Genomic DNA, 11,922 nt, shown 5'->3' with positions numbered 1-11,922 from the left:
AAATCTGACTCTGACGCGGGATGGAGCAGCCCGGTAGCTCGTCAGGCTCATAACCTGAAGGTCGCAGGTTCAAATCCTGCTCCCGCAACCAATACTTCAAGTCAGATATCAAACACTTAGCGCCCCAAGGGGCGCTTTCTGCGTTCAGGGCCACTGCACAACTCAAAGCACTCTGGAAGCAACAGGGGAGAAAAAACTGCGCTGCTGGTCCCCAACGGTATTTTGCGTCACCCTGGTACAAGGCTTTCAAGTTCCGGCATCAGAACAACGCTTTCCTGTTCGTTCGGGTCCGTGCGTGCGATAACTGCAACTGCGGGTTCATTCCCATCGTTGAACGGAAGGTGCGGAGTGTTTGATGGTATATAGATCAGGTCTCCTGCTTGCGTTTCCATAACGTGTTCTAGCCTGTCGCCCCAATACATCTTAGCAGACCCGGAAATCACATAAATCGCGGTTTCATGTGTCTCATGTTTATGCGCCCTGGCGCGCCCTCCGGGCGGGACCGTGAGCAGATGCATGCAGATAGCTTGGCTTCCTACCGTCTGTCTGGCGATGCCTTCGAAGTAATCGAACCCCTGTTTCCCGGAATAGGTTTCGCCGGGGCGCAGTTTCGCACAATCCGCCATCTAGGTATTCCTTCCTAAGATTTGAGCCAGAGAATGATAGGCCAGCTTCGCTAGGAAACGTAGGGAAATCAAAAGCGGGTTTTGGGCGGAGATTCTAACGAGCCTTATGAACGAACCGTATACCGGGTGATACGGCCTGAGATACATAAGGACGAAGAAAACCACGTTTGCGGACGTTACTCATACCAAACTGTGCACGTAGCCATGACAGGTCCGTACCTCGACCCTCCTCCAAAATCTTCCCTGTTGGGCGGTCACATGGCGTATTGCCATTGAAGACCTTTGGAAAGATTTCATTACCTCGGGTCAGAGAAAGGGTCCGGAGGGGTATTCAATCGCAGATGCCGCATGAATGCCCGTGCGATCCTTGGAACCGGTTTTTGATCAGAGACCACAAAATGGCCTCGGTACCGCATTGGAGATTCAAATCGGACAAATGCCAGATCGGGAGATCGGTAATGGTAGACGGGAAAGGGATTGATAACAGACAGCCCCAATCCTTCGCGCGCCATGTCGGCAGCGGCGAATGAGGTTGAAACTTCGGCAACGATCCTCGGTTTAGCGCGCACTTGATGAAGCAACCGGTCCAGCTGCCCGCGCCGCCCGTGTCGATATGTCAGTGCGATCAGCTCTTGCTCATGCAGGTCTGATGGCGTCAGCACGGTGCGTTCCGATAGGGGGTGTTCGGGTCGCATGACGCAAACGGCTGGTGACTCGCGAAATGGTATAAGTTTGATGCCAGCGCGGCTTTGTTCAATCCCGGTCACGGCAAGATCAAATCGGTTCTCAAGCACGCCAAGCGTGACCATATCCGACGTTGTCACCTCAAGGTTCACGAAAAAACCGGGATTCCCGCGAATGAAACTGGCGATGAGGGAAACGATGTATCGATGAGCATAGCTGGGCGGTGCAACGAGGCGCAGTGTTTCCTGCACAGTTTCGCCCGGACCATCGATCCTGTCCAATGCCTCGAACAAAGGATCCAATCGCATATTCAGCCTTACGGCTTCTTGCGTCGGTCGCAATCTGCCTGCATCCCGTTCGAACAGTGTTCTGCCCAGTCGATCCTCTAAGCTGCTGACCGAGCGACTGACCGCGGACTGAGATAAGCCGAGCTGTCGTGCGGCAGCGGCCGTTGTTCCAGACTGCATGAGCGCACGGAGCGCCTGGTATTCCGGCAGAGAATGCCAGTTGCGAGGTTTCTTCATCGCTGGGCGCCCGCATGATTCCGACTAGCTCTATGAGTAAAACTCATCAAGATTTTTTGCAATCATGATGATTGCGTCTGTTAGCGTGTGTCGAAATGACACTAACCTGGGAAAAACGAGTTTGAGCACCTCCCCTCTTATCTTTGATGGGCACAATGATGTTCTGTCAAAACTGGCCTCGTCAGGCGGTCTGCCCGAAGCGGGCCGCTTCCTGACCGGGCTCGAAGGTGCAATCGACTCTGTTAAATCCAAGGCCGGTGGATTTGGCGGAGGCTTCTTTGCCGTCTGGGTCCCTTCGCCTATCGATGCCGATGCTAAAATGGAAGAAATGGTCCAGCCTAGCTATGACCTGCCGCTTCCCAATCATATAGACGCCGAAGATGCTCTGCCCTCAGCGCTGGGGCAGATTGCCATACTGCTGGAACTGGAACGTTTGGGGGCGTTGAAAGTGGTTCGATCAGTTTCGGATATTCGAAACAGCATGGCGCTAGGCCAGATTGCGGCCATTTTTCACATCGAGGGCGCCGAGCCGATTGATGCCGATCTGCATTCGCTTGACGTGTTTCATGCGGCGGGGTTGCGATCATTGGGGCCCGTGTGGAGCCGACCCAACATTTTTGGCCATGGTGTGCCGTTTAGATATCCATCGGGGCCGGACACTGGCCTTGGATTGACGGATCATGGACTGCGGCTTGTGCAGCGATGCAATGCGCTGGGTATCATGTTGGATTTGTCCCACCTCAATGAAAAAGGTTTCTGGGATGTAGCGCGGTATTCGGATGCGCCTTTGGTCGCAACGCATTCGAATGCCCACGCCATCTGTCCGCACGCGCGAAATCTGACCGATGATCAGCTTCGCACCATCGCGGAAAGCGACGGGATGGTCGGGTTGAACTTTGCCACTGCGTTTCTGCGTGAGGATGGTCGGATGCTGTCCGATGTGCCGTTGATGCAGGTTCTGAAGCACCTTGACCACCTGATCGGGATAATGGGTGAAGACCGGGTCGGGCTTGGGTCCGATTATGACGGGGCGGTCGTGCCGGACGACGTGAAGGACATCTCGATGCTGCCTCGATTGAGAGATGCCATGGTGACCCATGGATACGGCGAAGAGCTCATCAAGAAGCTCTGCCACGAAAACTGGTTGCGTGTTCTTGAGAAGACCTGGGGCTCGTAACCGTTAGTGAAGACTTGATGACAGAGAGGACAAAATGAACGCATTTAACAGATTGCTTACCGGTGCGGCGCTAGGATTGGCGCTGGCCGTGACCTCGACTTCGGCAATGGCCGAAACGCCGCCGAACATGTTGGTTATCGCGCATCGTATCGACGACATCACGACGTTGGACCCGGCCGAAAGCTTTGAGTTTGCGGGTTCGGATGTCAGCCGGAATGTCTATCAGAAGCTGGTGAACTTCGACCCGCTCAATCTGGATGCTGGCTATCAGCCCGACATCGCTGAAAGTTGGGATGTGTCTGAAGACGGCAAATCGATTACCTTCAATATCAGGGAAGGATTGACCTTTCACTCCGGAAATCCGGTGACGGCCGAAGATGTTGAATTTTCACTGCGTCGGGCGATCATTCTAAACAAGACCCCGGCCTTTATCCTGACCCAGTTTGGGTTCACGCCGGAAAATGTCGAACAAACGATTGTCGCGGACGGCAACACTCTGACGATCACGACGGACAAACCCTATGCGACATCCTTCGTTCTGAACTGTCTGACCGCTACCATCGGCGGCATTGTCGATAAGAAGACGGTGATGGAACACGATAAGGATGGCGACTTGGGTAATGAATGGCTCAAGACCAATACTGCTGGATCTGGGGCTTATAGCCTGGTCAGCTGGAAACCCAATGAAAGCGTAACACTGAAGTCGAACCCCGCTTTCTATTTGGGTGCTCCGGCCATGGAGCGTGTGGTTGTCCGCCACGTTCAGGAAAGCGCCAGCCAGCGCCTGTTGCTGGAACGTGGTGATATCGATGTCGCGCGCAACCTGAATCCAGAAGATGTTGCCGGCGCTTCATCTGTTGCCGGCGTAAAGATTGCAGACGAGCTTAAGGGCCGCCTGATGTATGTTTCGCTGAGCCAGAAACATCCCGAGCTGAGCAAGCCTCAGGTTCGGCAGGCGTTCAAGTATCTGGTTGACTATGAAGGGATGCGCGACAGCTTCCTGAAAGGGCAATACACGATCCACCAGAATTTCCTGCCCCAAACCTATCTCGGTGCCTCTGACGAGACGCCGTTTAGCTTTGATGTGGAAAAGGCCAAGGCCCTGCTGGATGAAGCAGGTGTAAGCGGGCTTGAGATTGAAGTAGGTGTGCGTGAAGCGCAGGAACGGATCGAAATCGCCCAATCGCTACAGAATGCGCTGAGTCAGGTTGGCATCACGATGAACATCACCGTGGGGACCGCAAAACAAATTTTGGCGCGGTATCGTGCGCGGGAACTGGATGTTTACCTTGGCGCATGGGGGCCGGACTATCCCGACCCGCAGACGAACGCAGGTACCTTTGCCTATAACCCGGATAATTCGGACGAAGCCAATGCCACAGGATTGCTGGCTTGGCGGAATTCTTGGGATACCGGCGGGTTGACCGACAAAACGGACGCGGCCGTTATCGAAAACGACACCGCGAAACGCGCTGACATGTACAAGGAAATCCAGGCCGAGTTCCGCGAGACTTCGCCGTTTGTCATCATGTTCCAGCAGATTGAGCAATCGGCCCTGCGTGAAAACGTGACGAATTTCTCAACCGGTCAGGCGATTACATCGGCGTCGTATTGGCAGGTGACCAAGTAAATGGCACTGGCCGAAAGACCAACTGAGGGGCGCCGCTCGGCGCCTCTTATCCATTGGATCAAGAGTATCCTGAAAACTCTTGGCACCATCGCAATTACAATGCTGGGTCTGCTTTTCGTGACCTTCATCATCGGTCGCGTGATGCCGATCGACCCGGTACTGGCAATCGTCGGTGAACGCGCATCGCAATCGACTTATGATGCGGTCTATCAACAGCTTGGTCTTGATAAGCCGCTGTTGGTTCAATTTGGATATTACCTTTGGGATGTTCTGCACGGTGATTTTGGCGATTCACTTCTGAATGCCCGCCCGGTTTCTCAGGATATTGCCCGCGTCTTCCCTGCCACGCTGGAATTGGCGACTTTGGGCGTTCTGATTGGAATCTTTCTGGGTGTTCCGCTTGGTGTGATCGCCGCAGTCAAGCGCGGATCATGGATCGATCAGGTCGCCCGTGTGGTCGCGCTTGTCGGGTATTCAATGCCAATCTTCTGGCTGGGGCTCATGGGGCTTCTGGTCTTCTACGGGATACTCGGCTGGGTCGGTGGCCCGGGCCGCCTGGATATCTTCTACGAGGACATAGTGCCCTCACGCACTGGGCTGATTTTGGTAGACAGTGCCTTGGCCCAGGATTGGGATGTCTTCCGCAATGCGTTGTCCCATATCATCCTGCCCGCGGCATTGCTGGGGTACTACTCGCTTGCCTACATCAGCCGGATGACCCGATCCTTCATGCTGGAACAGTTGTCAGCCGAGTATGTCATCACCGCCCGCGTCAAAGGGCTGTCTGAAAGACAAGTTATCTGGCGCCACGCCTTCAAGAATATCCGGGTGCAGCTGATCACAGTGATCGCACTCAGCTATGCCAACTTGTTGGAAGGATCAGTTCTGACCGAGATCATCTTTAGCTGGCCGGGGATCGGCAGCTATATCACGACGGCCTTGCTGAGCGCCGATATGAATGCCGTTCTTGGAGGAACCGTTGTGGTCGGGCTGATCTTTATCTGCCTGAACATATTCTCGGACCTTCTTTACCGTTTCTTTGATCCGAGGTCGAAATGAGCGACATGACCTTGCGCCAGTGGCTGCTGACCGACGAGCCGACTTCGCGCCGCCATGCCAGATTGGCCAGCTTCTACAAAGGCTGGCTGACTTTGCGATCAAACTCGATGGCAATGGTCGGGTTGGCGATTCTTGTCGTCCTTGTTCTGACAGCGGTCTTTGCGCCTTTTCTCGCGCCGCACGATCCCTTTGTTCAGAGCCTGTCCAGCCGACTTCTCCCCATCGGGGCTGAAGGGCACCTGTTGGGAACCGACAGCTTGGGGCGGGATATTCTGTCACGCCTGATCTTTGGGGCGCGAATTACACTGTACATCGTAGCTCTTGTGGCGCTCATCGCACCGATTGCGGGGCTTCTGGTCGGGACTGTTGCGGGATATGTGGGGGGATGGACGGATGTGATCCTTATGCGCATCACGGATATTTTCCTCGCTTTTCCACGACTTGTTCTGGCGTTGGCGTTTGTCGCGGCGCTTGGGGCAGGGATTGAAAACGCTGTTCTGGCAATCTCACTCACGGCGTGGCCGCCCTATGCACGTATGGCGCGTGCAGAAACCCTGACCATCCGGTCAACAGACTATATCAACGCGATACGCCTTCAGGGTGCCGGGCCGCTGCGCATCATCACCCGGCATATCTGGCCGCTTTGCATCTCATCTTTGATCGTGCGGGTCACGCTGGATATGGCCGGGATCATTTTGGCTGCCGCCGGCCTTGGTTTTCTGGGGTTGGGGGCACAACCTCCAAGCCCGGAATGGGGTGCCATGATATCCGAGGGTCGAAGGTTCATCCTTGACCACTGGTGGGTGGCCACGGTGCCGGGGCTCGCAATTTTCACGGTTTCGCTGGCCTTCAACCTGTTGGGTGACGGGCTGCGGGACGCGCTTGATCCAAAGGACGGTGGGCAATGAACTTACTCGACATCGAAGATCTGTGGGTTCGTTTCCCAACCCGTCAGGGCGTGTTTGACGCCGTGCGGGGCGTATCGTTTTCGCTGGGGCGCGAGCGTCTGGGGATCGTCGGCGAAAGCGGCTCGGGTAAGTCGATGACGGGGCGGGCCATTCTGCGCCTGATCAGAAATCCGGGTATCGTGGAGGCCAAACACATCAATCTGGAAGGCCGAGACCTGATGAAGCTCAGCGAGCGCGAGATGCGTGAGGTGCGAGGCAAGCAGATCTCCATGGTTATGCAGGACCCCAAGTTTTCTCTGAACCCGGTGGTCACGGTTGGCGAGCAACTCATGGAGGCATACCTTCAACACAATTCCGGCTCTAAGGCCCATGCGAAAAAGATGGCTATTGAGATGTTGGACAATGTCTCAATCCGTGATCCTGAGCGGGTGATGCGAGCGTACCCGCATGAGGTGTCCGGAGGTATGGGTCAGCGCATTATGATTGCGATGATGTTGATTCCCAACCCCAAGATACTGATTGCCGACGAACCAACGTCGGCACTTGATGTCAGCGTTCAGCGGCAGGTGCTGAATATCATGGACGGATTGGTCAAGGAACGGGGGATGGGCCTGATATTCATCAGCCACGACCTGAATCTGGTGTCTGAATTCTGCGACCGTGTTCTCATCATGTATTCGGGTCGCATCGTCGAGGTTTGCGAGGCTGACAAGCTGCATCAGGCCCAACATCCCTATACCCAGGGCTTGCTGAACTCGCTGCCGCGCCTTGACGAAAAATGCACTCACCTGAGTGTTCTCACACGCGATCCGTCGTGGTCCGAAGCCCCGAGCGTGAGGGGCTGAAATGAAGGCACTTGAAATCAACAATCTGAATGTCTGGTTTGGTCATGCACACGACCGGGTCGATGCGGTGAAGGACGCAAACCTTGAAGTCGCGCAGGGCGAGAGTTTTGGCCTTGTGGGCGAAAGCGGGTCCGGCAAGTCGACAATTCTGAGGGCAATAACCGGACTTGCACCGCAATGGTCGGGCACAATCCGAGTGGAAGGCCAGGCGATATCCGGGTCCCGGCGGGATCGGTCATTCTTTCGAACCGTCCAGATGGTGTTTCAAGACCCCTACGCGTCTTTGCATCCGCGGCACACTGTTGATCAGGTCCTCAGTGAAACTATTCATCTGCATGGGTTTGGGGACATCGATAAACGCGTGAGCGATTTGCTCAATGACGTCGGACTTGGGCAAAAATTCCGGTTCCGGTATCCACACCAGCTTTCCGGTGGCCAACGACAACGCGTGGCAATCGCAAGGGCCTTGGCAGGTGAGCCGGATATCTTGCTTTTGGACGAACCCACGTCAGCTTTGGATGTCAGCGTTCAGGCCGAGGTGCTCAACCTGTTGACTGACCTGCGCAAACAGCGCGGACTGACCTATCTGATGGTGTCTCATGATCTTCCGGTTATCGCACATATGTGCGAGCAATTGGCAGTTATGAGAAATGGTGAAATTGTTGAGGTCATGTCCTCGGAAACTTTGCGTTTGGGGAACCCAAGCCACGAGTATTCCAAGCAATTGTTGACCGCGTCTGTTGCTCCGAACCAATAACGAATGTTCATTCAATCTGGGGTTTGTCCTTCACACGATTAATTCGGGGGTCAGACAATAGGATCCTTTGGCATTTCTGGTGTGGATTCATCCCTATTTCGATAGGGAACGCGACAACACTACAGCGATCGAGATATTGGAAACGTTTACAAATTGTGTAACCGTGAAGCATGCAGGAAATGCAATATAAATTTTAGCAACGAGGTCACTGATGAAAAGCAAGGTGCAAAACTTGGCGATTGCGGTTGCGTTACTGATCGCGCCACCTGTTTCAGCCCAGCAATCTGATTGGTCTTTTTCGGGCACAGCTTATCTGTTCATGGCCGAAACGGACATTTCTCTTGCAACACCAAGTGGAACAATCGACGGCACGTTGAGTTTTTCAGACGCTCTCGAAAACCTGGATTTTGCGTTTATGGGCAGTATTTCCGCGTCTAACGGGCGCTGGTTGTTGCTAGCGGATTACAACTACACCGATTTGGCGTTTAGTAACTCAACTCCCGGCCCGGCGTTTTCGAGTTTGGATACCTCTGCCACCACGCAGTTTCTCAGCGGCTATGTCGGTTACCATGTTTATGAGACACCCGCGATCAGCGTGGCCTTAGCAGGCGGGTTCAGGTGGTTCAGCACGGAAACCACGTTCCGATTGCAACCTGGGGTCGCTGCTGGGCGAAGTGTGACGACCGACGACAACTGGACTGATCCGGTCGTCGCTGCCCGTGCAAGAGTTCGGATTTCTGACAAATGGTCAGGGACCGGGTTCGTGGATTATGGCGGGTTTCGGAGCGGTAGCGAAACCTGGCAAGTTTTGCTGACTGCAGATTATGAAATCAATGACAGATGGCTGATCCGCGGCGGCTACCGGTATATTTCCTTCGATCATGAGATCAACGGCAATGATTTCAGGTTTGACCAGTCCGGCCCGCTGCTGGGCGCAACGTACAGGTTCTGAAGACAACGTCAGGCGCTTCCCTGATACTAACCTATGTTGCAACAGCGGCTGAACGCGGTTGTTTCTAAGGGCTGTCGTCGCTCGATAGTCCAGAAACGCACTGTCTGATTTCAAATAAGCTTTTGCTTTTTATGATTATTTTTTACTTTGGTAAATGGCGGAGACGAAGGGATTCGAACCCTCGAGACCCTTCCGGGCCTACTCCCTTAGCAGGGGAGCGCCTTCGACCACTCGGCCACGTCTCCGCCGACGGGTATATCCGTGCAAGCAACGGAAATACAAGGTCAATTCCGCAAAGTTTGGTTTTTTTTGCAGATCTGTCCGAACTCTTTGAAATAGAACGGAATCGCACCGGTTTGCATACACCATTTGTAAGTACGGGTTCACTTTCTTCAGGCCCGATGCAGTTCGTAATATCCTTAGAATCGCGGGCCTTGCCTGTGGCATCTGGCCTGATGTACGAGAATTTGAACGTGGCAAGTCTACAGCGGAGTTCAAGTGCTCGGTTGGCTTTGCAACGTGGAACCGGGTCACGAGTTTTTGCGTGATTGCGTTCCGTGCGCCAGTGCGAACCCAACAACTTATTGAAAAAGCATAGAAAACACATTCTCTTTTTGGAAGTCACGATCCGGTAACGCCGTGATGCGAATCGTTCTTTCGTCGTTGAGGAGAACATCATGTCGCAACATACCGTTCCGTCTGAACCATGGCAGAACCCTGACGAAGCCAATCAAAAGGTAGGCCGGGGTCGGCGCCGTTTGAGTGTGTTGGCGCGTTCCACTCAGGAGGTTTTCAAGGATCACAACGGTGAATCGGACCTTTTTGAAGGGACATGGCCCACGAATTTCTCGAAGGGTTTGCGTCATGACGTGAACGGAATTGTCGACGCGCAGGTCTATACCGAGTTTCTGGAAGAAGTGGCGGATCCGACCTGCACCGACAATCATGGCAATCGGTTGGCGTTGTTCGACACGCCAGCCTATTCCGGGCCCTTCCGCACCGCGCCATCAGAGGGTGGTGAATTTAGGTGGCGTGCGTGGGAAGGGCCAATCCTGGGCCATCGGCTTGGTCTCAACGGATGTGACGCGGGGGGGGTGGGAATTGCACCCGCGCCCCGGCTTGGATCGGATGAGTTGGCGGCGGAGATGGCCGAGATTTACGCGATGGCCTATCTGCGGGATGTGCCGTTCGAATCCATCAGGGATGGTGCCGGTGATGCGGCCAACGTGGCTGGTGCCCTTTGTCAGATGGAATGGTTCCGTCGCGATGGCAGCCCTCGGGACGCTGATGGCGCAGAGATTGGAAAGGTTTCGGCGGCGCGGCGGGTTCGGGACGGTGGCGGCCTGACCCCTCAAACCCTGTTTCGCGGTTGCTCACAGGGCTGTGCACAGGGACCGTATCTGTCGCAGTTCCTGGTACAAGGCCACGATCCACTGACAGCAGATCAAGCGCGCCGACAAAAGCAAAAGCTGACGCAGGCAATGGCCGTCGGGGCTGTTCCCTTCGGCGCTTTGAGGATCGACCAGAAAATCCAGCCGCAGACGGCGGGCGTGGACTATCTGCGGGATTGGGCTGAGTGGCTGGACGTTCAGAACGGGGCGGACACGACGGCTGAACAAGCCTTTGAGAGCGAGGGAACGAAATTCATTGAAACACCGCGCGACCTTGCCTCTTACGTGCATTTTGACAGAATCTATCAGGCTTTTTTCAATGCCTGCCTGCTGATGCTGGGACAGGGCACGCCGACAGATGAAGGTTTGCCCGAGGATGGATATGCCGGTGTGCGTGATCCAGGCTCTGCCTGCGGCGGCGCGCACGTACTGTCCCTGTTGACGGAAGCCGGGGCACGGGCCCTGAGGGCCGCGAAACGCCAGACGTTTCAGGTGCACAATCGTGCCCGGCCTGAAAAGCTGGGCAGTGTTACGAGTTTGATGGCGAACGGTCACGGCGCAACCCTTGGCGCGGCCGAGCCTTTTGCCGCGACCCATCTGGGAAAACTCGAAGCGGCGACAAGCGAAGGTTTCAGCCTTATGGATGCAATCGCCGCCTCGCCTTCGGTGAAGCGGTTTGCGCATAACGCCATTTCCCATAAGGGCTTGCCGCGAAATGACCGTAACTTGCTGCTGCCGGTTGCTTACCCCGAAGGGTCGCCAATGCACCCGTCTTATGGGGCGGCTCATGGTGCCGTTGCCGGGGCATGTATCACAGTGCTCAAGGCTTTCTTCAGAACGCACGCTTTTGATGGATCACGGGTGTCTTTGGCTGCGGCTGGTCTGCCTCGGGTCCTTGTGCCAGCTGCGGGGGGCAAGACCCTGATCGACTCGACCCGACCAGAAGACAGTGCAGACTGCCTGACGCTGAATGGCGAGCTGAATAAGTTGGCTGCGAATATTGCACTTGGGCGCAATTTGGCGGGCGTTCATTTCTATAGCGATTATTTCGACAGTATCCGGATGGGTGAGCGTATCACGGTCGGAATACTGGCAGAGCATATGGCAAAATCACCGGCGTTATCGAAAGTGTCGCTTGAGACCTTTGACGGCGATCATCTCAGCATCTCGGGAAAACGGTCTTCTGGCAGTGAAATCCACGTAGCCAATAGTTCGCCTGAATTGTGGTGGACCCGCCACCTGCCAGAGCAGGCAGGTTGGGGCGGATGAGGTTTCAGATTTTTTCGGAGGGAGATTTTTCATGATGCTTCCGTGCCCGTCAACGATGATGATCTCTCGAACCAGGCTGGAACCGTCGTGGCAAGTATTG

Annotated in this window: 10 protein-coding genes, 2 tRNA genes and 1 pseudogene; 9 read left to right on the top strand and 4 right to left on the bottom strand. The window is 54.9% G+C overall.

Annotated features, from left to right (window positions below; genetic code table 11):
• Nucleotides 1-14 precede the first annotated feature (14 nt).
• Nucleotides 15-91 (top strand) — tRNA-Met (locus ACR0CE_RS11270).
• A gap of 136 nt (nucleotides 92-227) precedes the next feature.
• Here ACR0CE_RS11270 and ACR0CE_RS11265 read toward each other — a convergent pair.
• From ACR0CE_RS11265 to ACR0CE_RS11255, 3 genes and pseudogenes are all read right to left on the bottom strand, one after another.
• Entirely contained in the window at nucleotides 228-626 is a 399-nt protein-coding gene (locus ACR0CE_RS11265; protein ID WP_480832432.1) for a cupin domain-containing protein, read from the bottom strand.
• Between the two features lie 296 nt (nucleotides 627-922).
• Nucleotides 923-1,618, bottom strand: coding sequence for a LysR substrate-binding domain-containing protein (locus ACR0CE_RS11260; protein ID WP_480623005.1), 696 nt, complete (start codon nucleotides 1,616-1,618; stop codon nucleotides 923-925).
• Between the two features lie 24 nt (nucleotides 1,619-1,642).
• Nucleotides 1,643-1,834 (bottom strand): annotated as a pseudogene (locus tag ACR0CE_RS11255) (helix-turn-helix domain-containing protein); the annotation flags it as partial.
• A gap of 121 nt (nucleotides 1,835-1,955) precedes the next feature.
• Here ACR0CE_RS11255 and ACR0CE_RS11250 point away from each other — a divergent pair.
• The 7 genes from ACR0CE_RS11250 to ACR0CE_RS11220 all read left to right on the top strand — a co-directional run bounded on the left by ACR0CE_RS11250 (nucleotide 1,956) and on the right by ACR0CE_RS11220 (nucleotide 9,162).
• Nucleotides 1,956-3,011 (top strand): dipeptidase, encoded by a 1,056-nt coding sequence (locus tag ACR0CE_RS11250; RefSeq protein ID WP_480486513.1) that lies wholly within the window; start codon nucleotides 1,956-1,958, stop codon nucleotides 3,009-3,011.
• A 34-nt stretch (nucleotides 3,012-3,045) separates the two neighbouring features.
• On the top strand, nucleotides 3,046-4,641 hold the full coding sequence (locus tag ACR0CE_RS11245) for an ABC transporter substrate-binding protein (protein ID WP_480832430.1): 1,596 nt from the start codon (nucleotides 3,046-3,048) through the stop codon (nucleotides 4,639-4,641).
• Entirely contained in the window at nucleotides 4,642-5,700 is a 1,059-nt protein-coding gene (locus ACR0CE_RS11240) for an ABC transporter permease (protein WP_480558696.1), read from the top strand.
• The gene (locus ACR0CE_RS11235) at nucleotides 5,697-6,608 is read left to right on the top strand and encodes an ABC transporter permease (RefSeq protein WP_480545830.1); all 912 of its coding nucleotides are present in this window, start codon (nucleotides 5,697-5,699) and stop codon (nucleotides 6,606-6,608) included. The genes ACR0CE_RS11240 and ACR0CE_RS11235 overlap by 4 nt, the downstream gene beginning before the upstream one ends.
• Nucleotides 6,605-7,453 (top strand): ABC transporter ATP-binding protein, encoded by an 849-nt coding sequence (locus tag ACR0CE_RS11230; RefSeq protein WP_209506685.1) that lies wholly within the window; start codon nucleotides 6,605-6,607, stop codon nucleotides 7,451-7,453. The genes ACR0CE_RS11235 and ACR0CE_RS11230 overlap by 4 nt, the downstream gene beginning before the upstream one ends.
• Nucleotide 7,454: 1 nt before the next feature.
• Nucleotides 7,455-8,210: an ABC transporter ATP-binding protein gene (locus tag ACR0CE_RS11225; RefSeq protein WP_480486520.1), complete on the top strand. Its 756-nt coding sequence runs from the start codon at nucleotides 7,455-7,457 to the stop codon at nucleotides 8,208-8,210.
• A 211-nt stretch (nucleotides 8,211-8,421) separates the two neighbouring features.
• Nucleotides 8,422-9,162: an outer membrane protein gene (locus tag ACR0CE_RS11220; RefSeq protein WP_480539066.1), complete on the top strand. Its 741-nt coding sequence runs from the start codon at nucleotides 8,422-8,424 to the stop codon at nucleotides 9,160-9,162.
• A 155-nt stretch (nucleotides 9,163-9,317) separates the two neighbouring features.
• Here the strand turns inward: ACR0CE_RS11220 and ACR0CE_RS11215 are convergent.
• Nucleotides 9,318-9,407 (bottom strand) — tRNA-Ser (locus tag ACR0CE_RS11215).
• A 432-nt stretch (nucleotides 9,408-9,839) separates the two neighbouring features.
• Here ACR0CE_RS11215 and ACR0CE_RS11210 point away from each other — a divergent pair.
• Nucleotides 9,840-11,822, top strand: coding sequence for a phosphatase PAP2 family protein (locus ACR0CE_RS11210; RefSeq protein ID WP_480832427.1), 1,983 nt, complete (start codon nucleotides 9,840-9,842; stop codon nucleotides 11,820-11,822).
• Nucleotides 11,823-11,922 lie beyond the last annotated feature (100 nt).

The organism is Ruegeria sp. L11, assembly GCF_056531755.1.
This window is presented reverse-complemented; position numbering and strand designations above follow the sequence as displayed.